The organism is Dyella sp. 2HG41-7 (assembly GCF_021390675.1).
In the GTDB taxonomy this organism is placed as follows: Bacteria; Pseudomonadota; Gammaproteobacteria; order Xanthomonadales; family Rhodanobacteraceae; genus Dyella_B.
The window spans coordinates 3,348,574-3,371,633 of sequence record NZ_JAJEJV010000004.1; the positions used below are offsets into that span (position 1 = coordinate 3,348,574).

Sequence of the window (23,060 nt, forward strand, 5' to 3'; positions counted from 1 at the left end):
GCCGTTTGACACAGTCTCCAGAAAGCACAAACCCCGCCTGGTTGCCCAGCCGGGGTTTGCGTTTGGACGGCCAAATTGGCTTGAACCGAATTACTCGGCGTCGGCGCCTTCAACGCGCGGACGGTCGACCAGTTCCACGTAGGCCATCGGCGCATTGTCGCCAGCGCGGAAGCCGCACTTGAGGATGCGCAGGTAGCCGCCGGGACGCTCGCGGTAACGCGGGCCGAGTTCGACGAAAAGCTTGCCCACGGCCTGCTTGTCGCGCAGACGCGCAAACGCGAGGCGGCGGTTGGCCACGCCATCGACCTTGGCGAGCGTGATCAGCGGCTCGGCAATACGGCGCAGTTCCTTGGCCTTCGGCAGGGTCGTGCGGATCAGCTCGTGCTTGATCAGCGACGACGCCATGTTCTTGAACATCGCTTCGCGATGGCTGCTGGTACGGTTGAGCTTACGCCCAGATTTCATGTGACGCATGATGAGGATCTCTTTGTCTGTTGTTATGAAAAACCGGTCACGATGGCCGGCTTTCCGCGGGTTACCCGCTGTCTAAGCCCTTGGTGAAACGGGCTCTTATAAGAGCGCGGCCATGGATGGCCGCTTCTGATGCGAGAACAGTGCAGGAAAAGCACACTCGCGATCACTTACCTGTTACGGCGATCAAGGACGATCGCACCAGTAACGCTGCAGCCGCAGTCTTATCGACTGCGGCTGCGGTACATCAGCCCAGCTGCATGCCGTGCGACAAGCCCGGCGGCGGCCAGTTTTCCAGCTTCATGCCCAGGGCGAGACCACGCACGCCGAGGACATCTTTGATTTCCGTGAGCGACTTTTTGCCAAGGTTCGGCGTCTTCAGCAGCTCCACTTCGGTCTTCTGCACGAGATCGCCGATGTAGTAGATGCTCTCGGCCTTCAGGCAGTTCGCCGAACGCACGGTGAGCTCCAGATCGTCGATCGGACGGAGCAACAGCGGATCGAAACCGCCCTTTTCCGCCTTGTCCGTGGCGCTCTCGCGGCGCGAGAAGTCACCGAACACCGACAACTGATCGTTGAGGATTTCAGCGGCTTTGCGAACCGCATCTTCCGCACCGATGGTGCCGTTGGTTTCGATGTCCAGCACGAGCTTGTCGAGGTTGGTGCGCTGCTCGACACGAGCGGCGTCCACTTCGTAAGCCACGCGCAGCACCGGCGCGAACGACGCGTCGAGTTGCAGGCGACCGATCGGGCGAGCTTCGTCATCGGGATGCTGACGCGAGCTGGCCGGCTGGTAGCCGACGCCGCGACGCACCTTCAGACGCATGTTCAGCGCGATGTCCTTGGTGAGGTGGCAGATCACGTGTTCCGGGTTAATGATCTCCACCGAGTGATCGACGGCGATGTCGCCGGCCGTGACCACACCCTTACCTTTCTTGGCCAGGGTCAGGGTGACTTCGTCACCCGTGTGCTGACGAATCGCCACTTCCTTGAGGTTCAGCAGGACTTCGATCACGTCCTCCTGCAGACCTTCCAGAGTGGTGTACTCGTGCAGCACGCCATCAATTTCTACCTCGACGATGGCGCTGCCAGGGATCGAGGAGAGCAGCACGCGACGGAGCGCGTTGCCCAGGGTGTGACCAAAGCCGCGCTCGAGCGGCTCAACCACCACCTTGGCGCGATTCGGTCCGAGCTGCTCGACGTTGAGGCCTCGCGGCCGCAACACGCTAGTTGACGAAACTGCCATGCAGGGCTCCGGTTAATTACTTCGAATAAAGCTCGACAATCAGCGCTTCGTTGATGTCGGTCGGCAGGTCGGCGCGATCCGGCACAGACTTGAACGTGCCCGCGAACTTCTTGCTGTCCACTTCCACCCACTGCGGACGCAGATCCATCGTGTCGAACACGGTGCCTGCTTCCTGGATGCGCAGCTGGTTGCGTGCGCGTTCGCTCACGGCAACTTCGTCGCCCGGGCGAACCTGGTAGGACGGAATGTTGACCTTCTTGCCGTTGACCAGGATGGCCTTGTGCGACACGAGCTGACGAGCCTGGGCGCGCGTGACGGCGAAACCCATGCGGTAAACGACGTTGTCCAGACGGCTTTCGAGCAGACGCAGCAGGTTTTCACCGGTGTTGCCCTTGAGGGTCGACGCCTTGGTGTAGTAGTTGCTGAACTGACGCTCGAGCACACCGTAGATGCGCTTGACCTTCTGCTTTTCACGCAGCTGGACAGCGTAGTCGGACAAACGCGCGCGCTTGTTGGCGCCATGCTGGCCGGGCTTGTTCTCCAGTTTGCATTTGGAGTCGATAGCGCGCGCCGGGCTCTTCAGGCTCAGATCCGAACCTTCGCGACGCGCGAGTTTGCAGGTAGCTCCACGATAACGTGCCATGGTTGTGCTCCTTAGACGCGACGCTTCTTGGGGGGACGGCAGCCGTTATGCGGAATCGGCGTGACATCGATGATGTTGAGAACCTTGTAGCCGAGCGCGTTCAACGAACGCACTGCCGACTCGCGGCCCGGGCCTGGGCCCTTGATACGCACTTCCACCGTCTTCACGCCGTAGTCGCCCGCAGCGCGGCCAGCCTTTTCGGCTGCAACCTGAGCAGCGAACGGGGTCGACTTGCGCGAACCGCGGAAACCCGCGCCGCCGGCAGTCGCCCACGACAGAGCATTGCCCTGGCGGTCGGTGATGGTAACGATGGTGTTGTTGAAGGATGCCTGCACGTGGGCCACCGCATCGGTGACAACACGCTTGACTTTCTTCTTGGTCTTAACTGGCTTTGCCATGTTCGGAATCCAAATCTCTTAAGAAGCGATCACTTCTTGATCGCACGACGCGGACCCTTACGGGTGCGTGCGTTGGTACGCGTGCGCTGGCCGCGCACCGGCAGGCCACGGCGGTGGCGCAGACCGCGGTAGCAACCCAGGTCCATCAGGCGCTTGATGGCGATGCCGACTTCACGGCGCAGATCGCCTTCCACCACGTATTTGGCGATTTCGTGGCGGATCTTCTCCACCTCGCCTTCGCTGAGCGATTTGATCTGCACGTTCGGGTTTACACCCGCCGATTCACAGACCTTCTTGGCCCGGCTGCGGCCGATGCCATAGATGCTCTGCAGGCCAACCCAGACGTGCTTCTGGACCGGCAAATTGACACCCGCAATGCGCGCCATGATGTACTTTCTCCGATGCTTTCTTGCGCGGTAAACGCGCAATTCTAACCTTAATCAAACTGTCAGGAAAGCCCCGCGGCACCTACGCCGCAGCCTTCCACCCATAACCTACCTGCTGCCTCAGCCGCGGCGCAGGTTGGCTTTTTTGAGCAACCCTTCGTACTGGTGGCTGACCAGATGCGCTTGCACCTGAGCCGTAAAGTCCATCACCACCACCACCACGATCAGCAGCGACGTGCCGCCGAAGTAGAACGGAACATGCCAGGCGTTCTGCATGAACGTTGGCACCAGACAGACCAGCACGAGGTAGATAGCGCCCACACCGGTCAGACGGGTCATTACGGCATCGATGTACTCAGCGGTCGAGCGACCCGGGCGGATACCCGGAATCAGCGCGCCAGAACGCTTGAGGTTGTCGGCCGTGTCCTGCGAGTTGAAAACGATCGCCGTGTAGAAGAAGGCGAACGTAATCACCAAAACTGCGTAAATGATGTCGTACAGCGGCTCGCCGGGGCTAAGCGCCTGCACCACGTTCTGCAACCAGCGCGACTGGTGGCTGGCATTGCCCCACGTGGCGGCCATCGCCGGGAACATCAAAATACTGTTCGCGAAGATGGGCGGAATCACGCCGGACATGTTGATCTTGAGCGGCAAATGCGAGGTCTGGTTCATGTACGAACGCTGCCCGCCGGATCGCCGCGCGTAATTCACGGTAATGCGCCGTTGAGCGCGCTCCATGAACACCACGAACGCCGTGACCGCCAACACCAAGGTCACCACCATCACGAGCTTGATCGTGCTCAGCTCGCCGTTGCTCGACATCGACAACGTGTGCGCCACTGCATTCGGCAAACCAGCCACGATACCCGCGAAAATCAGCAGCGAAATACCGTTGCCGATACCGCGCTCGGTCATCTGCTCGCCCAGCCACATCAGGAACATCGAGCCAGCGGTCAAACCGACGACCGACGACAACACAAATCCGAAGCCAGGCATGTAGACCACAGGGCCCGCCGGGCCGGTCTGCTTCATCAGCGCGACCGCGATACCGAAGGCCTGGAAGGCCGACAAGCCCACCGTGCCGATTCGCGTATACATCGTCAGCTGACGCTGACCTGCCTGACCTTCCTTGCGCAGCGCCTGCAGACTGGGGATCACCGAACCCATCATCTGCACCACGATCGATGCGGAGATGTACGGCACCACGCCCAGCGCAAACACCGACAAACGTCCCAGCGAACCACCCGAGAACATGTTGAACATGTCCAAGATGCCGCCACTCTGACCGATCAAAGCGCTCATCGCGTCCGGATTCACACCCGGCACCGGAATGAACGAGCCGAGTCTGTACACGATCAACGCACCGATCACGAAGAAGATGCGTTGACGAAGCTCGGTCAACTTACCGAGCGATCCGACCGATGTGCCTTTGGCTGCGGCCACGTGTGATTACTCCACGCTGCCGCCGGCAGCTTCGATCGCAGCCTTGGCGCCGGCCGTAGCCAGCAGACCCGACAGCTTCACGGCGCGGCCGATCTCGCCTTTGGCGACGACCTTGACCTTCTTGGCGCGGCTGTCGATCAGGCCAGCCTGATGCAGCACGACCGCGTCGATCACGTCGGCCTTCAGATTGGCCAGCTGATACAGGAACACTTCCTGGCTCTCGGCCTTCTTCAGCGAACGGAAGCCGACCTTCGGCAGGCGGCGCTGCAGCGGCATCTGACCGCCTTCGAAACCGAACTTATGGGTACCGCCGGCGCGAGCATGCTGACCCTTGTGGCCGCGGCCAGCGGTCTTGCCCAGGCCCGAACCGATACCGCGACCGACGCGCAGGCGCGTCTTGCGCGAACCAGCTGCCGGTTTGATGTCATTCAGACGCATGATGCTTACTCCTCAACCCGCACGAGGTAATAGACCGTGTTGATCAAGCCACGCACCTGCGGGCTGTCCTTCAATTCACGGACGTCGTTGAGCTTGTTCAGGCCGAGCGCCTTGACGCTCAAGCGATGACGGCTCTGTACACCGCGCAGGCCCTTGACCAGGCGGACGCGGACGGTCTTATCGTTGTTAGCCATTGCCCATCACCTCTTCCACGGTCTTGCCACGCTTCGCAGCGATCTGCTTCGGCGAGGCAACGGCCTGCAGGCCCTTGATGGTGGCGCGCACCAGGTTGATCGGGTTGCGCGAACCGACAGCCTTGGCCAGCACGTTCTTCACACCGACCACTTCCAGCACAGCGCGCATGGCGCCGCCGGCGATCACGCCCGTACCTTCCGAGGCGGGCTGCATGAACACGCGAGCTGCGCCGTGGTTGGCCTTGATGGCGTACCACAGAGTGCCGTTGTTCAGGTCGATGCTCACCATGTTGCGGCGAGCGCGGTCCATGGCCTTGGAGATGGCGACCGGCACTTCACGCGCCTTGCCATAGCCGAAGCCGACCTTGCCCTCGCCGTCGCCGACCACGGTCAGCGCGGTGAAACTCATCTGGCGACCACCCTTGACGGTCTTGGCCACGCGGTTCACGGCAATCAGCTTCTCGAGCAGGCCGTCTGAATTTTCGCGATCAGTAGAAGACATAATCTTTTTCCGTGTGCCCGGACCATCCGGGACTTTTTCTTGCGGCTATGCCGCTTGGAGTTGTTGTTGTAATTGCTTAGAACTTGAGGCCGGCTTCACGAGCGGCATCGGCAAGCGCCTTGATGCGACCGTGGTAGCGGAAACCGGAGCGGTCGAACGCAACGGCTTCGATGCCGGCAGCCTTGGCGCGCTCGGCGACTGCTTTACCGACAGCAGCGGCGGCGGCCAAGTTCTTGGTGCCCTTCAAACCTTCGGCAAGCGACTTCTGCACGGTCGACGCAGCGGCCACCACGTTTTCGCCGGAGGCGTCGAACACCTGGGCGTAGAGATGTTGGCCGGTGCGATGCACCGACAGACGAGCCACCGCAAGCTTGCGGATGTGAGCGCGCGTGGACTTGGCGCGGCGCAGACGGGCTTCTTTCTTGTTCATCATGTGTCTCCAGAAAGCGGATCGGCTTTTATGCGGCTCTTTTGAAGAGTCTTGGCCATGGATGGCCAAGTCTTCGCGAGGGATCGCTTATGCCTTCTTGGCTTCCTTAATGGTGATCTTCTCGCCGGAGTAGCGAACGCCCTTGCCCTTATAGGGTTCCGGCGGACGGTAACCACGGATCTTGGCGGCAACTTCGCCCACCAGCTGCTTGTCCGAACCCTTGATCAGGATTTCGGTCTGCGACGGGGTTTCAATGCTGATGCCTTCCGGCGCATTGAAGACCACCGGGTGGGAGAAGCCCAGGCTCAGGTTCAGCGCCTTGCCGGTCATCGAAGCGCGGTAACCCACGCCGACGAGTTCCAGCTTGCGCTCGTAACCTTCGGACACGCCCTTGATCATGTTCGCCAGCAGCGCGCGAGCGGTACCGCCGAACTTGTCCTCGGCGCCTTCGGCGACCTGGATGTTCACGGTGCCGTTGTCGTTGGCCACCGTCACGCCCGGCAGGGCATGGATGGACAAGGCGCCCTTCGGGCCCTTCACGGCGATGCTGTCTTCTGCAACCTTGAGCTCAACGCCCTTGGGCAGGGAAATCGGTTTCTTGGCAACACGGGACATCGGAAGCTCCTTACGCGACCAGGCCGATGACTTCGCCGCCCACGCCTTGAGCGCGAGCTTGCTTGTCGGTCAACAGACCGGCGGAAGTCGAGATGATCGAAATACCCAGGCCGCCGAGCACCTTCGGCAGGTCACCCTTGCCGCGGTACACGCGCAGACCCGAACGGCTGACGCGCTCGATGCGCTCGATGGCCGGACGGCCTTCGAAATACTTGAGCTTGATCTCGAGCACCGGCTTGCCCTCCGCGCTGGAGGTCTTGGCGTCGAGGATGTAGCCCTCGTTCTTGAGAAGATTGGCCAGGGCCACCTTCAGTTTCGACGACGGTACGTTGACAGTCTGCTTGCCCGTTGCTTGGGCATTGCGAATGCGCGTAAACAGATCGGCGATGGGATCAGTCATGCTCATGAAAACTTCCTTCAGAGTGCACCGATATCCGATAAAACCGGAAATCAATATTGAGTTGTAAGCCGCCATATAAGACGGACTGCGATACGCAGACCGACAAGTGTAGCAGCCTTTCCGGCTTTTGCGAATACCGATGCTTCAAAATCGCATCAGCGACGGCGTGTCACCACGCCGTCGGGGTTTGGTGTCTTGCCCTTTTAGGGGCAAGACGACCTTGGAACGATTACCAGCTGGCCTTGCGCAGGCCCGGCACGTCGCCACGCATGGTGGCTTCGCGCAGCTTGTTACGGCCGAGGCCGAACTTGCGGTACACGCCACGCGGACGGCCCGACAGTTCGCAACGGTTGCGCTGGCGGCTCGGGCTGGCGTCGCGCGGCAGCTTCTGCAGCTTGGTCTGCGCTTCCATCTTTTCCTCGTAAGAGGACTTCGGATTCAGCACGATCGCCTTCAGTTCGGCGCGCTTGGCGGCGTACTTCTTGACGAGCTTGGTCCGCTTGATGTCGCGGTTAACCATGGAGGTCTTTGCCATAAATCTCTCGCGATCTCTTAGTTGCGGAACGGGAAGCTGAAAGCTTCCAGCAGCGCTTTGGCTTCTTCGTCGGTCTTGGCGGTGGTGGTGATGGAGATATCCATACCGCGCATCGCGTCGACAGCGTCAAAGTCGATTTCCGGGAAGATGATCTGTTCCTTGATGCCGAAGTTGTAGTTACCACGGCCGTCGAAGGCGCGACCCGACACGCCGCGGAAGTCGCGGACGCGGGGCAGCGAGATGTTGATCAGGCGATCCAGGAATTCCCACATGGTCGCGCGGCGCAAGGTGACTTTGCAGCCGATCGGCCAACCGTCGCGGATCTTGAACGAGGCGACGGAAACGCGCGCCTTGGTCGTGATCGGCTTCTGGCCGGCGATCTTGGCCATGTCGGCCACGGCGTTTTCGAGCACTTTCTTATTGCCCGCCGCTTCGCCCACGCCCATGTTCAGCGTGATCTTGGTGATGCGGGGAACCTGCATCACGTTGTCGTATCCAAAACGCTCGGTGAGCTTTTGGATGACTTGTTCTTTGTAAAAGGTTTCAAGGCGCGTCATGACTTGTGTTCCTTACGCGTCCAGGACCTCGCCGGACGAACGGAACACGCGGACCTTGCGCCCATCAGAGAGCGTCTTGGCACCTACGCGTTCACCCTTGTTCGTGGCGGGGTTGAACAGCTGCACATTAGAGATATGGATCGAAGCTTCACGCTCGACGATGCCACCGGCCTGGTTGGCCTGCGGATTCGGCTTGGTGTGACGCTTGACCAGGTTGACGTTGGAGACGAACACGCGATCGCCCTCAACGCGCAGCACGTCGCCGCGCTGACCTTTGTTTTTACCGGTGATCACGATGACCTGATCACCTTTGCGGATACGGTTCATGGTTCTTCTCCGCCTCAGAGCACTTCGGGTGCGAGCGAGACGATCTTCATGAACTTCTCGCCGCGCAGCTCACGAGTCACGGGCCCGAAAATACGGGTGCCGATCGGCTCGAGCTTATTGTTGAGGAGTACGGCTGCGTTACCGTCGAAACGGATCAGCGAACCGTCGGCGCGGCGCACACCCTTGGCGGTACGAACCACCACGGCGTTGTAGACCTCGCCCTTCTTCACCTTGCCACGCGGGATGGCATCTTTCACGGTGACTTTGATCACGTCACCGATCGCGGCGTAACGGCGCTTGGAGCCGCCGAGCACCTTGATGCACATCAGTTCCTTGGCGCCGCTGTTGTCGGCGGCGGAAAGCGTGCTTTGCATCTGGATCATGGCTGCACCCTCCCCTTACGCTTCGGCGCGCGTGACGATTTCGACCACGCGGTGATGTTTGGTTTTGGAAAGCGGACGGCATTCCGCGATGCGCACCACGTCGCCCTCGTTCGCGCCCAGATCGTTCTGAGCGTGGAGCTTGGTGGAACGGCGCACGATCTTGCCCAGCAGCGGATGCTGCACTTGGCGTTCGATCAGTACGGTAACCGTCTTTTCCATCTTGTTGCTGATAACGCGACCCTCGAGGGTACGCGCCTGCTTAGTGTTGTCGCTCATGTCGGCCGCCTCTTACTTCTTGCCGCCGAGCACGAATTTCGTGCGGGCGATATCGCGCCGAACACGGCGCAGTTGGTGCGGCTGGCTGAGCTGGCCGGTGCCCTTCTGCATGCGCAGGTTGAACTGCTCCTTGCGAAGGTCCAGCAGATGCTGTTTCAGCTCTTCGGCCGACTTGTTGTTGAGATCTTTGGTGGCCATCACATCACCGCCCTGGTCACAAACTGGGTCTGCACCGACAACTTGGCAGCGGCCAGGCGAAACGCCTCGCGCGCGGTTGCCTCGTCGACACCCTCGATTTCATAAAGCATGCGGCCTGGCTGGATCGGTGCGACCCAGTACTCCACGCCACCCTTACCGGCGCCCATTCGGACTTCGATCGGCTTCTTGGTGATCGGCTTGTCCGGGAACACGCGGATCCACAATTTGCCGCCGCGCTTCACGAAACGCGTGATGCAACGACGTGCCGCTTCGATCTGACGCGCGGTGAGTGCACCGTGCGTCGTCGCCTTGAGGCCGTATTCGCCGAAGCTGACGAGGTTGGCGCTGAACGCCAAGCCGTCGTTACGGCCCTTAAACTGCTTACGGAATTTGGTTCGCTTGGGTTGCAACATGGCAACTCTCCCTTACTTCGTCCGCTCGCGGCGGCCTTCGCCACCATCGCGATCGCGACGACCTTCACGACGACCCTCGCCACCTTCGCGTTCACGACGCGGCTGGGAGGCCTGCTGCTCTTCCTTCGGCTCCTGGCCGACCTGGGACAAGTCGAAGATTTCGCCCTTGTAGATCCAGACCTTGATGCCGATGATGCCGTACGTGGTCTTCGCTTCGGCGGTGCCGTAGTCGATGTCGGCGCGCAGTGTATGAAGCGGCACGCGACCTTCACGACTCCACTCGGAGCGAGCGATCTCGGCGCCGTTCAAACGACCGGACACGTTGATCTTGATACCCAGGGCGCCCAGGCGCATCGCGTTGCCCACGGCGCGCTTCATCGCGCGACGGAACATGATGCGGCGCTCGAGCTGCTGAGCGATCGATTCGGCGACCAGCTGCGCATCGAGTTCGGGCTTGCGCACTTCGTTGACGTTGATGTGCGCCGGAACGCCCATCATGTCGCTGACTTCTTTGCGCAGCTTCTCGATGTCCTCACCCTTCTTGCCGATCACCACGCCCGGACGGGCGGTGTGAATCGTCACACGGGCGGTCTTGGCCGGGCGCTCGATCTGAATCTTCGAGATACCGGCGGCAGCCAGCTTCTTGCGCAGCATCTCGCGGACCTTGAGGTCGGCAGCGAGGTACTGGGCGTATTCGCCCTTATTGGCGTACCACTTCGAGTTCCAGTCCTTGGCGATGCCGAGGCGGATACCGGTGGGATGAACTTTATGACCCATCGTCTACGTCCTCTTAGTTGCCAACGACCACAGTGATGTGGCTCGTGCGCTTCAGGATGCGGGAACCGCGGCCTTTGGCGCGGGCGTGCATACGCTTCATCGCCGGACCTTCGTCGACGAAGATCTTGGAGACCTTCAATTCATCGACGTCAGCACCGAGGTTGTTCTCGGCGTTGGCGACGGCCGACAGCAGCACTTTACGAACCATGTGCGCGGCCTTCTTGTTGGTGAACTGGAGCACGTCGCTGGCGCGGCCCACGGGCATACCGCGGACCAGGTCAGCTACCAGGCGTGCCTTCTGCGCTGAAATGCGAGCGCTGCGCAGGATCGCTTTGGCTTCGGTGCTCATCACTTGCCCTTCTTATCGCCGCCATGGCCCTTGAAGGTACGCGTCACGGCAAACTCGCCGAGCTTGTGCCCGACCATGTTTTCGTTGACGAGCACCGGCACGTGCTGGCGACCGTTGTGGATGGCGATGGTCAATCCCACCATTTCCGGCAGGATCATGGAGCGACGCGACCAGGTCTTGATCGGGCGCTTGGAGTTAGTGGAAACCGCAGCTTCCACCTTCTTCACGAGGTGAAGGTCGACGAACGGACCTTTCTTCAATGAACGCGGCATGACGGTTTCCTAATTACTTGCGACGACGCACGATGAACTGCTGCGTGCGCTTGTTGTTACGGGTCTTGTAGCCCTTGGTCGGCGTGCCCCACGGGCTGACCGGATGACGGCCACCGGAGGTACGGCCTTCGCCACCGCCGTGCGGATGGTCGACCGGGTTCATCACCACACCGCGAACGGTCGGGCGAATGCCCTTCCAGCGGGTAGCACCGGCCTTGCCGAGCTTGCGCAAGCTGTGCTCGGAGTTGCCGACTTCACCGATGGTGGCGCGGCAATCGACCGGCACGCGGCGCATTTCGCCCGAGCGCAGACGGATGGTGGCGTAGCCCGATTCGCGAGCGATCAGCTGCACCGAGGCGCCGGCCGAACGCGCGATCTGCGCACCCTTGCCGGGCTTCATTTCCACGCAATGCACCGTCGAACCGACCGGGATGTTGCGCAGGGGCAGGCTGTTGCCGACCTTGATCGGAGCATCGTGACCCGAGACCACGCGATCACCCACCGCCACGCCAGCCGGCGCGATGATGTAGCGGCGCTCGCCGTCGGCGTAGCACAGCAGCGCGATGTGCGCGGTGCGGTTCGGATCGTATTCCAGGCGCTCAATCTTGGCAGCGATGCCTTCTTTGTCGCGCTTGAAATCGATGATGCGGTAAGCCTGCTTGTGACCGCCGCCGCGATGACGCGTGGTGATGCGACCGAAATGGTTGCGGCCACCCGTCTTCGACTGACTTTCGGTCAGCGGCGCGTACGGTGCGCCCTTATGCAGCCCCTCGGTGCGGACGCTGACTGCGTCGCGACGACCCGGCGAGGTTGGCTTGTGATTGATTAGTGCCATCTGTCAGAACTCCTGGCTCAGGCCTTCGCAGCCACGTCGATCGTCTGGCCTTCGGCGAGACGGACGTAGGCCTTGCGCTTGCCCTGGCGATTGCCCGCGCGGAAACGGAAGGACTTGACCTTGCCCTTGGCGTTGACGAGATTCACCTGCTCGACTTTGACGTCGAACATCTTCTCGACCGCGGCACGGACATCGGCCTTGGTTGCTTCGGGAGCAACAACGAAAACGTACTGGTTGCCCTCGGCAAGACGGGCCGCCTTTTCGGAAATGTGCGGCGCGCGCAGCGTATTCAAAATGCGTTCGTTGCTCATGCCAGCCACTCCTCGACCTTCTTGACCGCTTCGACGGTCATCACCACGTGGTCGGAACCGACCAGGCTGACCGGGTTCAGCGCAATCACGTCCACCACATGGAGGTACGGGATGTTGCGCGCAGCCAGGTACAGCGCTTCGTTGGCGTCTTCCGACACCAGCAGCACGCGGCCGGAAACTTGCAGCTCGACCAACTTGGCGACCATCGACTTGGTCTTCGGGGTGTCGATGTTGAAGCTCTCGACGACCTTTAGACGACCCTGGCGATTCAGCTCCGAAAGGATGGAGCGAATGGCCACGCGATAGGCCTTGCGGTTGACTTTCTGCTCAAAGCTGCGGGGCTTGGCTGCGAACGTCACGCCACCGCCCACGAAGATCGGGGCACGGTAGTCACCGTGACGGGCGCCGCCGCCCTTCTGCTTCTTGAACTTCTTGGTGGTACCGGACAGTTCGCCACGCGAGAGCTGCGCCTTGGTACCTGCGCGACCGCCTGCCCGATAGGCAACGACCACTTGGTGAATCAGGGCCTGCTTGAACTCGCCGCCGAACACATCGTCCGACACGCTGAGCGGCTTGGCGCCAATAACATTCAGTTCCATGCCGTCTCTCCTCAACCCTTGGTGGTCGGGCGGATCACGACGTCGCCACCGGTAGCACCCGGTACCGCGCCCTTGACCGCAATCAGATGACGCTCGGCGTCGATCTTGACCACTTCCAGCCCCTGCTGGGTGCGATTCACTGCACCCATGTGGCCGGACATTTTCTTGCCCGGGAACACGCGACCCGGCGTCTGACGCTGACCGATAGAACCCGGCGCGCGATGCGACAGCGAGTTACCGTGCGTTGCGTCGCCCATGGTGAAACCATGGCGCTTGATGGTGCCCTGGAAACCCTTACCCTTGCTGACGCCGGCCACGTCGACGATCTGACCGACCTGGAACACCTCGTCAGCCTTGATTTCGGCGCCGACGGCATATTTGCCGGCGTCGGCCGCATTCAGGCGGAATTCCCACAGACCACGACCCGGCTCGACTTTCGCCTTGGCGTAGTGGCCTTTTTCCGGCGCGGTCAGCAAGCTGGCGCGCTTGACGCCAACGGCGACCTGCACCGCGGTGTAACCATCGTTATCTTCCGTCTTCACCTGCGTTACGCGATTCGGCGTCGCTTCAATCAGCGTTACCGGGATCGAGCGTCCGTCTTCGGTGAAGAGTCGGCTCATGCCGCATTTGCGGCCAACCAGTCCGATACTCATGTTCGTATCCTGTCTATCGCTCAACCAAGCTTGATCTGAACGTCAACGCCAGCGGCGAGATCGAGCTTCATGAGCGCGTCCACGGTCTTGTCGTTGGGATCGACGATGTCCAGCACGCGCTTGTGGGTGCGGGTTTCGTACTGATCGCGAGCGTCTTTATCGACGTGCGGCGACACCAAGATGGTGTAGCGCTCGATCTTGGTCGGAAGCGGAATCGGACCGAGAACCGTAGCGCCGGTGCGCTTGGCCGTCTCGACGATTTCGCTCGCCGAACGATCGATCAGACGATGATCGAACGCCTTGAGCCGAATGCGAATCTTTTGGTTCGCCATAACCGTGTCCTGTTATCTAAAGAACAAATTTGTGAATCGAAGTGGCTTCTCACCACCTCGCACAACCCAATTGCACTGCAGGTACTGCACAAGAGCTACGGAAATTAATTCTTCCGCAGACTCCAAAACGCCGAGCAGGCCTCATTGTCGGCCTGCCCAGACGGAAAACGTAGTGGAAACCCTTTAGGAAGCAGAGACTTAAGCTCTAAAACCCAGGGAATCCCCACAACATCCTTGTTAGCGAACTCGAAGCACTTCCTGCGCCTCATTTCGCGGTGTGCCGCCCAAAGCAAGTTGGACGGCGAGTCAACTTGGCGACTATAGCCTAGTTCCGGCCATAGGACAAGCGTTTACGAAAAACCGCCTGCGTTGGCAGGCGGTTTTCGTACAGCAACTTACTTGAGGATCTTCGCGACGACGCCGGCGCCGACGGTGCGGCCACCTTCGCGAATCGCGAAACGCAGACCTTCCTGCATCGCGATCGGCGCAATCAACGTCACCGAGATCTTCACGTTGTCGCCCGGCATCACCATTTCCGTGCCTTCCGGCAACTTGATCGCTCCGGTCACGTCCGTCGTACGGAAGTAGAACTGCGGGCGGTAGTTGCTGAAGAACGGGGTGTGACGGCCGCCTTCTTCCTTCGACAGCACGTAGATCTCGCCTTCGAAGTCGGTGTGCGGGGTGATCGAACCGGGCTTGGCCAACACCTGGCCACGCTCGACGTCTTCACGCTTCGTGCCGCGCAGCAGCAGACCCACGTTGTCGCCGGCCTGACCCTGGTCGAGCAGCTTGCGGAACATTTCCACGCCGGTCACGGTGGTCTTGACCGTGGGCTTCAGGCCCACGATTTCGATTTCGTCGCCGACCTTGATGATGCCCGTCTCCACACGACCGGTCACCACGGTGCCACGGCCGGAGATCGAGAACACGTCTTCCACCGGCATCAGGAAGGCCTTGTCCAGCACGCGCACCGGTTCCGGGATGTAGGTGTCCAGCGCATCCACCAGCTTGATGATCGCCGGCACGCCGATTTCGGACTGGTCGCCTTCCAGCGCCTTCAGCGCCGAACCCTTGATGATCGGGGTGTCGTCGCCCGGGAATTCGTACTTGGACAGCAGCTCGCGCACTTCCATTTCGACGAGTTCCAAGAGCTCCGCGTCGTCCACCATGTCGGCCTTGTTCAGGAACACGACGATGTAGGGCACGCCCACCTGACGGCTGAGCAGGATGTGTTCGCGCGTCTGCGGCATCGGGCCGTCGGCGGCCGAGCACACCAGGATCGCGCCGTCCATCTGCGCCGCACCCGTGATCATGTTCTTCACGTAGTCGGCGTGGCCCGGGCAATCCACGTGCGCGTAGTGGCGGGTCGGCGATTCGTATTCCACGTGCGCCGTGGAGATCGTGATACCGCGCGCCTTTTCTTCCGGCGCCGCGTCGATCTGGTCGTACGCCTTGAATTCACCACCGAAACGCTCGGCGCCGATCTTCGTCAGCGCTGCCGTCAGCGTCGTCTTGCCGTGGTCCACGTGACCAATCGTGCCCACGTTCACGTGTGGCTTGGTGCGTTCGAATTTACCCTTTGCCATGGTTCAAACCTCTGAAAGAACTGTGTTGTTTGGAGAAGGCGGCCTTCTCAGGCCTTCTTCATGACCTGTTCGGCGATGTTGTTCGGTGCCGGTTCGTAGTGATCGAATTCCATCGTGAAGGTGGCTCGACCCTGCGTCTGCGAGCGAAGCGCCGTGGCGTAACCGAACATCTCACCAAGCGGAATCATCGCGTCGATGGTCTTGCCGGACGGCGTATCGTCAGAACCCTGGAGCACACCACGACGACGGCTTACGTCGCCCATCACGTCGCCGAGGTAATCCTCGGGCGTCACGATTTCGACCTTCATGATCGGCTCGAGCAGGATCGGCTGCGATTGCTTCGCGCCCTCCTTGAAGAGCTCGCGGAACGCGCCGTGCGCGGCGATCTTGAAGGCCATTTCCGACGAGTCGACGTCGTGGTAGGAACCGAACACCAGCTTCGCCTTCACACCAACCACCGGAAAGCCAGCAAGCTGGCCGCTGGTGATCGATTCGCGCAAGCCTTTTTCCACCGACGGGATGTATTCCTTGGGAACCACACCGCCCGTAATGTCGTTGACGAACAGGAAGTCATCCTTCACGTCCGGGTTTTTGAGATCCGCATCGTTCATGCGAGAGAACTCGATGACCACGTGACCGTACTGACCCTTACCACCGGACTGCTTGGCGTGCTTGAAGTCCGCCTTGTACGCACCTTGGATCGTTTCGCGGTAAGCCACCTGCGGCTTGCCGACGTTCGCTTCCACATTGAACTCGCGACGCATGCGATCGACGATAATGTCCAGATGCAGCTCGCCCATGCCGGCGATGATGGTCTGGCCCGATTCTTCGTCGGTGCGCACGCGGAACGACGGATCTTCCGCAGCCAGGCGACCCAGCGCGATACCCATCTTTTCCTGGTCGGACTTGGTCTTCGGCTCGACCGCCATCGAGATCACCGGTTCCGGGAACGTCATGCGCTCCAGCGTGATCACGTGATCTTGCGAGCACAGCGTGTCGCCCGTGGTGACATCTTTCAGGCCGACCGCAGCGGCGATATCGCCGGCGCGCACTTCCTTGATTTCCTGACGCTCGTTCGCGTGCATCTGCAGGATGCGACCGATGCGCTCTTTCTTCGATTTCACCGGGTTGTACACGGCGTCGCCGGAGTTCAGCGTGCCCGAGTAAACGCGGAAGAACGTGAGCGAACCAACGAACGGATCGGTCATGATCTTGAATGCGAGCGAAGAGAACGGTGCATTGTCGTCAGCCGTGCGGCTGGCTTCGTGATCGTTCTCGTCGATGCCCTTGACGGGCGGACGATCGGCCGGCGACGGCAGCAACTGAATCACTGCGTCGAGCATGGCCTGCACGCCCTTGTTCTTGAACGCGGTACCGCAGAACACCGGAATCAGCGTGTTCGACAACGTGCCAGCGCGCAAACCCTTTATGACTTCGTCCTCGGTAAGGTCGCCCTCTTCCAAGTACTTGTTCATCAGTTCTTCGGACGTTTCCGCGGCCGATTCCACCATGAAGTTGCGCGCCTTTTCGGCAGCGTCTTTCAGGTTGGCCGGGATGTCCTGGTACTCGAACTTCATGCCCTGGGATTCCATATCCCAGATGATCGCCTTCATCTTGATGAGGTCGATCACGCCTTCGAAGTTGTCTTCCGCGCCGATCGGCACCTGCATCGGCACCGGATGGGCACCCAGGCGCGACTTCAGCTGGTCGACGACCTTACTGAAATTCGCACCGGTGCGATCCATCTTGTTGACGAACGCAAGGCGAGGCACGTTGTACTTGTTGGCTTGGCGCCACACTGTTTCGGACTGCGGCTGCACGCCACCCACGGCGCAAAGCACGAACACCGCGCCATCGAGCACACGCAACGAACGCTCCACCTCAATGGTGAAGTCCACGTGGCCTGGCGTGTCGATGATGTTGAAGCGGTGCTCGGGCAGAGAGCGATCCATCCCCTTCCAAAACGCCGTCGTTGCCGCCGACGTAATGGTGATGCCGCGCTCCTGCTCCTGCTCCATCCAATCCATCGTCGCCGCGCCGTCATGCACCTCGCCAATCTTGTGACTGACGCCGGTGTAGAACAGGATGCGCTCCGTGGTGGTGGTCTTACCGGCATCGATGTGGGCCATGATGCCGAAGTTGCGGTAGCGCTCGATTGGGGTGGTGCGTGCCACGGTACTAACCTCGAATGCTTACGGTCTTGCTTACCAGCGGTAGTGCGAGAACGCCTTGTTGGCTTCCGCCATACGATGCGTTTCTTCGCGCTTCTTGATCGCGCCGCCGCGATTTTCGGAAGCTTCCAGCAGCTCGGCAGCCAGCTTGCGCGGCATGGACGTTTCACCGCGCTTGCGCGCAGCTTCGATCGCCCAACGCATGGCCAGCGCCATACGACGACCCGGACGCACTTCGACCGGCACCTGGTAGGTGGCGCCGCCGACACGACGGGACTTCACCTCAACGGCAGGCGCGATGTTGCCCAGCGCCTTCTCGACGAGCTGCACCGGCTCGGCGTGTTTTTCGCCGAGATGGTCGAGCGCACCGTAAACGATGGCTTCGGCGACGGACTTCTTGCCGCTCTTCATCACCATGTTGATGAAACGGGCGATGAGCTGGCTGCCGTGCTTGGGATCGGGCAGGACCAGACGGGCGGGATGTGAACCTTTACGCGACATGTTTCGTGTCCTTTAACTTAGCTCTTCGGACGCTTGGCGCCGTACTTCGAACGAGCCTGGCGGCGCTTGGTGACACCAGCGCAGTCGAGGCTGCCGCGAACGGTGTGGTAACGCACACCCGGCAGGTCCTTCACACGACCGCCGCGGATGAGCACGACCGAGTGTTCTTGCAGATTATGGCCTTCACCACCGATGTAGCTGATGACTTCGTAGCCGTTGGTCAGGCGCACTTTGGCGACCTTACGCAGCGCCGAGTTCGGCTTCTTGGGGGTGGTGGTGTACACGCGCGTGCAGACGCCGCGGCGTTGCGGGCTGCTTTGCAGCGCCGGCGAAGCGCTCTTGTAGCTCTTCGGGCTGCGGGATTTGCGCACCAGCTGATTGACTGTCGTCATGCGAAGCTATTCCTGGGAAACATAAAGGCAGACCGAATAAACCGGTCTGCCGAGAAGCGGGAATTTAACATGGGCGCCTTACCTCAGGCAAGAAAACACCAGGTAAGAGCGAGCCCGCCATCCTTGACTCGAACACGAGGCGCATTCCATGCGCCTCATTTCGTATGTCGGTGAGTAAAGCCGATGGGGGCTTACTCAACACCTGCATCAGTGCCTACCGGCGCCTCCGAGAAGGAAGCCTGGGAGGAGCTGGAAAGAGCTTCCAGTTCCGAGGCGGTCAACCCGCCCTGGCGATGACGCTGTGCGTGATACGCCAGACCCGTACCTGCCGGAATCAGACGGCCGACAATAACATTTTCCTTCAAACCACGCAAGGTATCGCGCGTGCCACGAACCGCCGCTTCGGTAAGAACGCGAGTGGTTTCCTGGAACGATGCGGCCGAAATAAACGACTCGGTCGCCAACGATGCCTTGGTGATGCCGAGCAGCACCGACTGGAAGTCGGCCGGACGCTCGTTGCGGCTCTCTGCGCGATCGTTTTCGGCAGTGATACGCACGCGCTCGACCTGCTCGCCGCGGAGGTAATGGCTCTCGCCCGGCTCGGTGATCTCGACCTTGCGCAGCATCTGACGAATGATCGTTTCGATGTGCTTGTCGTTGATCTTCACACCTTGCAGGCGATAGACGTCCTGAATTTCCTTGACCAAGTAAGCAGCCAAGGGCTCGACACCCAGCAAACGCAGGATGTCGTGCGGATTGGGCTCGCCGTCCACCACGGTTTCGCCCTTCTCCACGTGTTCGCCTTCGAACACGATGACCTGACGCCACTTCGGAATCAGCTCTTCGTGCTCGTTGCCATCGCTGTCCTTGATGATCAGGCGCTGCTTGCCCTTGGTGTCCTTGCCGAAGCTGACCACGCCCGAACGCTCGGCGAGAATCGCCGGTTCTTTCGGCTTGCGCGCTTCGAACAAGTCGGCCACGCGCGGAAGACCACCGGTGATGTCGCGGGTCTTCGACGTTTCCTGCGGGATACGGGCAACCACATCGCCCACGCCCACTTCGGCGCCGTTCTGAATCGACACGATCGCACCGGCCGGCAGGAAGTACTGCGCCGGCACGTCGGTACCCGGCAGCTTGAGCTCGCGGCCCTTGCTGTCTTCCAGACGCACGATCGGACGCAGATCCTTCGCCGCGGTACCGCGACGCTTCGGATCGGTCACCACCGCCGATTCCAAACCGGTGAGTTCGTCGGTCTGGCTCTGCACGGTGACGCCATCGATGAAGTCGATGAAGCGCACCACACCGGCCACTTCCGACACGATCGGATGGGTATGCGGATCCCAGTTGGCGACCGTCTGACCCGCCTTGACCGGCGCGCCGTCCTTGACGGAAATCGTCGCACCGTAAGGCACCTTGTAGCGCTCGCGCTCGCGACCGTTCGCGTCGATCACCGACACTTCGCCCGAACGCGACACCGCCACCAAGTGACCCTGCGAATGCTGCACGGTCTTGAGGTTGTTGAACTTCAGCGTCCCGGTGGTCTTCACCGACACGTTATCCACGGCAGCCGCACGCGACGCCGCACCACCGATGTGGAACGTACGCATCGTCAGCTGGGTACCCGGCTCACCGATCGACTGCGCAGCCACCACGCCCACGGCTTCACCCATGTTCACCAGGTGACCACGTGCGAGGTCGCGGCCGTAGCACAGTGCGCAAACACCGTGGCTGGCTTGGCAGGTGATCGACGAACGCACCTTGATGGACTGCACGCCGGCTTTGTCGAGCTTCTCGACGAGCGCTTCGTCCAGCAGCGTGTTGCGCGTAACGATCGGTTCGTCGCTTTCGCCCGGACCGTAAACGTCTTCGGCCACCGAACGGCCGAGCACGCGCTCGCGCAACGGCTCGACCACGTCGCCGCCTTCCACGATCGGCTGCATGATGAGGCCTTCCTCGGTACCGCAATCGGTCGAGGTGATGACCACGTCCTGCGCCACGTCCACGAGACGACGGGTGAGGTAACCGGAGTTCGCCGTCTTCAACGCCGTATCCGCCAGACCCTTACGAGCACCGTGCGTCGAGTTGAAGTACTGCAGAACGTTCAGGCCTTCGCGGAAGTTCGCCTTAATCGGCGTTTCGATAATCGAGCCGTCCGGACGCGCCATCAAACCGCGCATACCGGCAAGCTGACGAATCTGCGCCACCGAACCACGCGCGCCGGAGTCGGCCATGATGTACAGCGAGTTCATGGACTTCTGCGCCACGGTCTTGCCGTTGACATCGGCCACCTTCTCGGTACCGATGCCGTCGATCATCGCTTTCGCGACCAGTTCGTTGGTGCGCGACCAGATGTCGACGACCTTGTTGTAGCGCTCGCCCGCGGTCACCAGACCCGACTGGTACTGCTCCTGGATTTCGACCACTTCCTTCTCGGCCTCTTCCAGAATGCCCTTCTTCTCGGTCGGGATGATCATGTCGTCGATACCGATGGAGATACCGGCGCGCGTCGCGAAACGGAAGCCGGTGTACATCAGTTGGTCGGCGAAGATCACCGTGTCCTTCAGACCCAGGCGGCGGTAGCACGCATTGATCAGGCGCGAGATGTTCTTCTTGGTCAGCTCGGTGTTGGCCAGTTCGAACGGCAAACCTTCCGGCATGATTTCGGCCAGCAGCGCGCGACCGACGGTGGTGTTCACCAGCGAGATGGTGCTGGTGCGCTCACCGTTGTCGTGCACGTGCACTTGCTTCATGCGCACTTGGACTTTGGCGTGTAGTTCGATCACGCGGTTGTCGTAGGCGCGACGCACTTCGGCGATGCTGGAGAACACCATGCCGGTGCCCTTCGCATTCACCAATTCGCGCGTCATGTAGTACAGGCCCAACACCACGTCCTGCGTCGGCACGATGATCGGCTCGCCGTTGGCGGGCGACAGGATGTTGTTGGACGACATCATCAGCGCGCGCGCTTCCAGCTGCGCTTCGATTGAGAGCGGCACGTGCACAGCCATCTGGTCACCGTCGAAGTCCGCGTTGAACGCGGTACACACGAGCGGATGCAGCTGGATGGCCTTGCCTTCGATCAGCTTCGGCTCGAACGCCTGGATGCCCAGACGGTGCAGCGTCGGTGCGCGGTTGAGCAGCACAGGATGTTCGCGAATCACCTCTTCGAGGATGTCCCACACCATCGGCTCTTCGCGCTCGACCAGCTTCTTCGCGGCCTTGATCGTGGTGGCTTCGCCACGGCTCTGCAGCTTGGCGAAGATGAAGGGCTTGAACAATTCCAGCGCCATCTTTTTCGGCAGACCGCACTGATGCAGGCGCAGCGTCGGACCGACCACGATCACCGAACGACCGGAGTAGTCCACGCGCTTGCCGAGCAGGTTCTGACGGAAGCGACCCTGCTTGCCCTTGATCATGTCGGCGAGCGACTTCAGCGCGCGCTTGTTGGTGCCGGTGATGGCGCGGCCGCGACGGCCGTTGTCCATCAGCGCGTCGACCGATTCCTGCAGCATGCGCTTTTCGTTGCGCACGATGATGTCGGGCGCATTGAGTTCGAGCAGACGCTTCAGACGGTTGTTGCGGTTAATGACGCGGCGATACAGATCATTGAGATCCGAGGTCGCGAAGCGACCACCGTCGAGCGGCACCAGCGGACGCAGGTCCGGCGGCAGCACGGGCAGCACGGTCATCACCATCCACTCCGGACGGTTGCCGGATTCGAGGAAGGCTTCGATCAGCTTGACGCGCTTGGTGAGACGCTTGAGCTTGGTTTCCGAATTGGTGGAAGCGATTTCTTCCTTGAGGCGAATCACTTCGCCCGGAAGATCCAGCGACTTCAGCAATTCGTACACGGCTTCGGCGCCCATGCGAGCGTCGAATTCGTCGCCGTGTTCTTCCACGGCTTCGAGGTACTGGTCTTCGCTAAGCAGCTGACCGCGCTCAAGCGCGGTCAAACCCGGATCGATCACCACGAAGGCTTCGAAGTACAGGATGCGCTCGATGTCGCGCAGCGTCATATCCAGCATCAAGCCGATGCGCGACGGCAGCGACTTGAGGAACCAGATGTGCGCAACGGGGCTGGCCAGCTCGATGTGGCCCATGCGCTCACGACGCACCTTGGCGAGCGTGACTTCGGTGCCGCACTTTTCGCAGACCACGCCGCGGTGCTTCATGCGCTTGTACTTGCCGCACAAGCATTCGTAATCCTTCACAGGACCGAAGATGGCGGCGCAGAACAGGCCATCGCGCTCCGGCTTGAAGGTGCGGTAGTTGATGGTTTCCGGCTTCTTCACTTCGCCGTAGGACCACGAACGGATCAGCTCCGGCGACGCCAGTGCGATCTTGATCGAATCGAACTCCGGCGTGGTGCGCTGCTGATTGAACAGATTGAGCAAATCTTTCATTGCATAAGCTCCTGTAACCCGCGG

32 protein-coding genes are annotated in these 23,060 nt (G+C 60.9%); all 32 read right to left on the reverse strand.

Annotated elements, in window-relative coordinates; all coding sequences use genetic code 11:
* Nucleotides 1–90 precede the first annotated feature (90 nt).
* On the reverse strand, nt 91–474 hold the full coding sequence (gene rplQ, locus L0U79_RS16435; RefSeq protein WP_233843319.1) for a 50S ribosomal protein L17: 384 nt from the start codon (nt 472–474) through the stop codon (nt 91–93).
* Nucleotides 475–718: 244 nt separating this feature from the next.
* The gene (gene rpoA, locus L0U79_RS16440) at nt 719–1,717 is read right to left on the reverse strand and encodes a DNA-directed RNA polymerase subunit alpha (protein WP_233843320.1); all 999 of its coding nucleotides are present in this window, start codon (nt 1,715–1,717) and stop codon (nt 719–721) included.
* 16 nt (nt 1,718–1,733) lie between these two features.
* Entirely contained in the window at nt 1,734–2,360 is a 627-nt protein-coding gene (gene rpsD, locus L0U79_RS16445) for a 30S ribosomal protein S4 (protein ID WP_233843321.1), read from the reverse strand.
* An 11-nt stretch (nt 2,361–2,371) separates the two neighbouring features.
* Complete coding sequence (rpsK, locus tag L0U79_RS16450; protein ID WP_115477094.1) at nt 2,372–2,758, reverse strand: 30S ribosomal protein S11; 387 nt, start codon at nt 2,756–2,758, stop codon at nt 2,372–2,374.
* 29 nt (nt 2,759–2,787) lie between these two features.
* Nucleotides 2,788–3,144, reverse strand: coding sequence for a 30S ribosomal protein S13 (rpsM, locus tag L0U79_RS16455; protein ID WP_233843322.1), 357 nt, complete (start codon nt 3,142–3,144; stop codon nt 2,788–2,790).
* 120 nt (nt 3,145–3,264) lie between these two features.
* Nucleotides 3,265–4,587: a preprotein translocase subunit SecY gene (gene secY, locus L0U79_RS16460; RefSeq protein WP_233843323.1), complete on the reverse strand. Its 1,323-nt coding sequence runs from the start codon at nt 4,585–4,587 to the stop codon at nt 3,265–3,267.
* 6 nt (nt 4,588–4,593) lie between these two features.
* Nucleotides 4,594–5,025 (reverse strand): 50S ribosomal protein L15, encoded by a 432-nt coding sequence (rplO, locus tag L0U79_RS16465; RefSeq protein WP_233843324.1) that lies wholly within the window; start codon nt 5,023–5,025, stop codon nt 4,594–4,596.
* A 5-nt stretch (nt 5,026–5,030) separates the two neighbouring features.
* Nucleotides 5,031–5,219, reverse strand: coding sequence for a 50S ribosomal protein L30 (rpmD, locus tag L0U79_RS16470; protein WP_188799882.1), 189 nt, complete (start codon nt 5,217–5,219; stop codon nt 5,031–5,033).
* Nucleotides 5,212–5,721 carry a 30S ribosomal protein S5 gene (rpsE, locus tag L0U79_RS16475; protein ID WP_204683692.1) on the reverse strand — a complete coding sequence of 170 codons (510 nt, stop codon included), beginning with the start codon at nt 5,719–5,721 and terminating at the stop codon, nt 5,212–5,214. The genes rpmD and rpsE overlap by 8 nt, the downstream gene beginning before the upstream one ends.
* A gap of 76 nt (nt 5,722–5,797) precedes the next feature.
* Complete coding sequence (rplR, locus tag L0U79_RS16480) at nt 5,798–6,151, reverse strand: 50S ribosomal protein L18 (RefSeq protein ID WP_233843325.1); 354 nt, start codon at nt 6,149–6,151, stop codon at nt 5,798–5,800.
* Nucleotides 6,152–6,238: 87 nt separating this feature from the next.
* Entirely contained in the window at nt 6,239–6,766 is a 528-nt protein-coding gene (gene rplF / locus L0U79_RS16485; RefSeq protein ID WP_233843326.1) for a 50S ribosomal protein L6, read from the reverse strand.
* Nucleotides 6,767–6,776: 10 nt separating this feature from the next.
* Nucleotides 6,777–7,172, reverse strand: coding sequence for a 30S ribosomal protein S8 (gene rpsH, locus L0U79_RS16490; RefSeq protein WP_233843327.1), 396 nt, complete (start codon nt 7,170–7,172; stop codon nt 6,777–6,779).
* A gap of 223 nt (nt 7,173–7,395) precedes the next feature.
* A complete protein-coding gene (rpsN, locus tag L0U79_RS16495) occupies nt 7,396–7,701 on the reverse strand; it encodes a 30S ribosomal protein S14 (protein WP_233843328.1) in 306 nt (101 codons plus the stop codon).
* A gap of 17 nt (nt 7,702–7,718) precedes the next feature.
* Entirely contained in the window at nt 7,719–8,258 is a 540-nt protein-coding gene (gene rplE / locus L0U79_RS16500; RefSeq protein WP_233843329.1) for a 50S ribosomal protein L5, read from the reverse strand.
* Between the two features lie 12 nt (nt 8,259–8,270).
* Nucleotides 8,271–8,585 carry a 50S ribosomal protein L24 gene (rplX, locus tag L0U79_RS16505; protein WP_233843330.1) on the reverse strand — a complete coding sequence of 105 codons (315 nt, stop codon included), beginning with the start codon at nt 8,583–8,585 and terminating at the stop codon, nt 8,271–8,273.
* Nucleotides 8,586–8,599: 14 nt separating this feature from the next.
* Entirely contained in the window at nt 8,600–8,968 is a 369-nt protein-coding gene (gene rplN / locus L0U79_RS16510; RefSeq protein WP_115477106.1) for a 50S ribosomal protein L14, read from the reverse strand.
* A 15-nt stretch (nt 8,969–8,983) separates the two neighbouring features.
* The gene (gene rpsQ / locus L0U79_RS16515; protein WP_126673168.1) at nt 8,984–9,244 is read right to left on the reverse strand and encodes a 30S ribosomal protein S17; all 261 of its coding nucleotides are present in this window, start codon (nt 9,242–9,244) and stop codon (nt 8,984–8,986) included.
* A 12-nt stretch (nt 9,245–9,256) separates the two neighbouring features.
* Nucleotides 9,257–9,442 (reverse strand): 50S ribosomal protein L29, encoded by a 186-nt coding sequence (gene rpmC / locus L0U79_RS16520; RefSeq protein ID WP_233843331.1) that lies wholly within the window; start codon nt 9,440–9,442, stop codon nt 9,257–9,259.
* On the reverse strand, nt 9,442–9,855 hold the full coding sequence (gene rplP / locus L0U79_RS16525; RefSeq protein ID WP_233843332.1) for a 50S ribosomal protein L16: 414 nt from the start codon (nt 9,853–9,855) through the stop codon (nt 9,442–9,444). Before rplP ends, rpmC begins: the two co-directional genes overlap by 1 nt.
* A 12-nt stretch (nt 9,856–9,867) precedes the next feature.
* On the reverse strand, nt 9,868–10,632 hold the full coding sequence (gene rpsC / locus L0U79_RS16530) for a 30S ribosomal protein S3 (RefSeq protein WP_233843333.1): 765 nt from the start codon (nt 10,630–10,632) through the stop codon (nt 9,868–9,870).
* A 13-nt stretch (nt 10,633–10,645) separates the two neighbouring features.
* Entirely contained in the window at nt 10,646–10,981 is a 336-nt protein-coding gene (rplV, locus tag L0U79_RS16535) for a 50S ribosomal protein L22 (protein WP_115477111.1), read from the reverse strand.
* Nucleotides 10,981–11,253 carry a 30S ribosomal protein S19 gene (gene rpsS / locus L0U79_RS16540; RefSeq protein ID WP_115477112.1) on the reverse strand — a complete coding sequence of 91 codons (273 nt, stop codon included), beginning with the start codon at nt 11,251–11,253 and terminating at the stop codon, nt 10,981–10,983. The genes rplV and rpsS overlap by 1 nt, the downstream gene beginning before the upstream one ends.
* Nucleotides 11,254–11,266: 13 nt before the next feature.
* Nucleotides 11,267–12,088, reverse strand: a complete 822-nt coding sequence (gene rplB / locus L0U79_RS16545) for a 50S ribosomal protein L2 (protein ID WP_233843334.1) — start codon at nt 12,086–12,088, stop codon at nt 11,267–11,269.
* A 17-nt stretch (nt 12,089–12,105) separates the two neighbouring features.
* The gene (gene rplW, locus L0U79_RS16550) at nt 12,106–12,399 is read right to left on the reverse strand and encodes a 50S ribosomal protein L23 (RefSeq protein ID WP_233843335.1); all 294 of its coding nucleotides are present in this window, start codon (nt 12,397–12,399) and stop codon (nt 12,106–12,108) included.
* Nucleotides 12,396–12,998 (reverse strand): 50S ribosomal protein L4, encoded by a 603-nt coding sequence (gene rplD, locus L0U79_RS16555; protein WP_233843336.1) that lies wholly within the window; start codon nt 12,996–12,998, stop codon nt 12,396–12,398. Before rplD ends, rplW begins: the two co-directional genes overlap by 4 nt.
* Before the next feature lie 11 nt (nt 12,999–13,009).
* Nucleotides 13,010–13,651 (reverse strand): 50S ribosomal protein L3, encoded by a 642-nt coding sequence (rplC, locus tag L0U79_RS16560; RefSeq protein WP_233843337.1) that lies wholly within the window; start codon nt 13,649–13,651, stop codon nt 13,010–13,012.
* Between the two features lie 20 nt (nt 13,652–13,671).
* On the reverse strand, nt 13,672–13,983 hold the full coding sequence (rpsJ, locus tag L0U79_RS16565; RefSeq protein ID WP_014402136.1) for a 30S ribosomal protein S10: 312 nt from the start codon (nt 13,981–13,983) through the stop codon (nt 13,672–13,674).
* Between the two features lie 395 nt (nt 13,984–14,378).
* Nucleotides 14,379–15,569, reverse strand: coding sequence for an elongation factor Tu (gene tuf / locus L0U79_RS16570; RefSeq protein WP_233839828.1), 1,191 nt, complete (start codon nt 15,567–15,569; stop codon nt 14,379–14,381).
* Between the two features lie 47 nt (nt 15,570–15,616).
* Nucleotides 15,617–17,743 (reverse strand): elongation factor G, encoded by a 2,127-nt coding sequence (gene fusA, locus L0U79_RS16575; RefSeq protein ID WP_233843338.1) that lies wholly within the window; start codon nt 17,741–17,743, stop codon nt 15,617–15,619.
* A gap of 30 nt (nt 17,744–17,773) precedes the next feature.
* Nucleotides 17,774–18,241, reverse strand: a complete 468-nt coding sequence (gene rpsG / locus L0U79_RS16580; RefSeq protein WP_128899618.1) for a 30S ribosomal protein S7 — start codon at nt 18,239–18,241, stop codon at nt 17,774–17,776.
* Nucleotides 18,242–18,258: 17 nt separating this feature from the next.
* Entirely contained in the window at nt 18,259–18,633 is a 375-nt protein-coding gene (rpsL, locus tag L0U79_RS16585) for a 30S ribosomal protein S12 (protein ID WP_115479997.1), read from the reverse strand.
* 191 nt (nt 18,634–18,824) lie between these two features.
* Nucleotides 18,825–23,036, reverse strand: coding sequence for a DNA-directed RNA polymerase subunit beta' (gene rpoC / locus L0U79_RS16590; RefSeq protein ID WP_233843339.1), 4,212 nt, complete (start codon nt 23,034–23,036; stop codon nt 18,825–18,827).
* Nucleotides 23,037–23,060: the final 24 nt, after the last annotated feature.

Bases quoted from the DNA above. Each gene is read 5' to 3' on its own strand.
- rpoC (WP_233843339.1), bottom strand. From the start codon at position 23,036: ATGAAAGATTTGCTCAATCTGTTCAATCAGCAGCGCACCACGCCGGAG.
- rpsJ (WP_014402136.1), bottom strand. From the start codon at position 13,983: ATGGCGAACCAAAAGATTCGCATTCGGCTCAAGGCGTTCGATCATCGT.
- rplP (WP_233843332.1), bottom strand. From the start codon at position 9,855: ATGTTGCAACCCAAGCGAACCAAATTCCGTAAGCAGTTTAAGGGCCGT.
- rpsD (WP_233843321.1), bottom strand. From the start codon at position 2,360: ATGGCACGTTATCGTGGAGCTACCTGCAAACTCGCGCGTCGCGAAGGT.
- rplO (WP_233843324.1), bottom strand. From the start codon at position 5,025: ATGCGTCTGAATGACATCAAACCGGCAGCTGGTTCGCGCAAGACGCGC.
- rpsL (WP_115479997.1), bottom strand. From the start codon at position 18,633: ATGACGACAGTCAATCAGCTGGTGCGCAAATCCCGCAGCCCGAAGAGC.
- rpmC (WP_233843331.1), bottom strand. From the start codon at position 9,442: ATGGCCACCAAAGATCTCAACAACAAGTCGGCCGAAGAGCTGAAACAG.
- rplE (WP_233843329.1), bottom strand. From the start codon at position 8,258: ATGACGCGCCTTGAAACCTTTTACAAAGAACAAGTCATCCAAAAGCTC.
- rpmD (WP_188799882.1), bottom strand. From the start codon at position 5,219: ATGGCTAACAACGATAAGACCGTCCGCGTCCGCCTGGTCAAGGGCCTG.
- rpsE (WP_204683692.1), bottom strand. From the start codon at position 5,721: ATGTCTTCTACTGATCGCGAAAATTCAGACGGCCTGCTCGAGAAGCTG.
- rpsQ (WP_126673168.1), bottom strand. From the start codon at position 9,244: ATGAGCGACAACACTAAGCAGGCGCGTACCCTCGAGGGTCGCGTTATC.
- rpoA (WP_233843320.1), bottom strand. From the start codon at position 1,717: ATGGCAGTTTCGTCAACTAGCGTGTTGCGGCCGCGAGGCCTCAACGTC.
- rplW (WP_233843335.1), bottom strand. From the start codon at position 12,399: ATGAGCAACGAACGCATTTTGAATACGCTGCGCGCGCCGCACATTTCC.
- rplV (WP_115477111.1), bottom strand. From the start codon at position 10,981: ATGAGCACCGAAGCCAAAGCGATCCTGCGCAGCGCTCGCATTTCAGCG.
- rpsC (WP_233843333.1), bottom strand. From the start codon at position 10,632: ATGGGTCATAAAGTTCATCCCACCGGTATCCGCCTCGGCATCGCCAAG.
- rpsK (WP_115477094.1), bottom strand. From the start codon at position 2,758: ATGGCAAAGCCAGTTAAGACCAAGAAGAAAGTCAAGCGTGTTGTCACC.
- rpsH (WP_233843327.1), bottom strand. From the start codon at position 7,172: ATGAGCATGACTGATCCCATCGCCGATCTGTTTACGCGCATTCGCAAT.
- rplC (WP_233843337.1), bottom strand. From the start codon at position 13,651: ATGAGTATCGGACTGGTTGGCCGCAAATGCGGCATGAGCCGACTCTTC.
- rpsG (WP_128899618.1), bottom strand. From the start codon at position 18,241: ATGTCGCGTAAAGGTTCACATCCCGCCCGTCTGGTCCTGCCCGATCCC.
- rplB (WP_233843334.1), bottom strand. From the start codon at position 12,088: ATGGCACTAATCAATCACAAGCCAACCTCGCCGGGTCGTCGCGACGCA.
- rplX (WP_233843330.1), bottom strand. From the start codon at position 8,585: ATGAACCGTATCCGCAAAGGTGATCAGGTCATCGTGATCACCGGTAAA.
- rplR (WP_233843325.1), bottom strand. From the start codon at position 6,151: ATGAACAAGAAAGAAGCCCGTCTGCGCCGCGCCAAGTCCACGCGCGCT.
- rplF (WP_233843326.1), bottom strand. From the start codon at position 6,766: ATGTCCCGTGTTGCCAAGAAACCGATTTCCCTGCCCAAGGGCGTTGAG.
- rpsS (WP_115477112.1), bottom strand. From the start codon at position 11,253: ATGCCGCGTTCATTGAAGAAAGGTCCGTTCGTCGACCTTCACCTCGTG.
- rplN (WP_115477106.1), bottom strand. From the start codon at position 8,968: ATGATCCAGATGCAAAGCACGCTTTCCGCCGCCGACAACAGCGGCGCC.
- rpsM (WP_233843322.1), bottom strand. From the start codon at position 3,144: ATGGCGCGCATTGCGGGTGTCAATTTGCCGGTCCAGAAGCACGTCTGG.
- tuf (WP_233839828.1), bottom strand. From the start codon at position 15,569: ATGGCAAAGGGTAAATTCGAACGCACCAAGCCACACGTGAACGTGGGC.
- rpsN (WP_233843328.1), bottom strand. From the start codon at position 7,701: ATGGCAAAGACCTCCATGGTTAACCGCGACATCAAGCGGACCAAGCTC.
- rplQ (WP_233843319.1), bottom strand. From the start codon at position 474: ATGCGTCACATGAAATCTGGGCGTAAGCTCAACCGTACCAGCAGCCAT.
- rplD (WP_233843336.1), bottom strand. From the start codon at position 12,998: ATGGAACTGAATGTTATTGGCGCCAAGCCGCTCAGCGTGTCGGACGAT.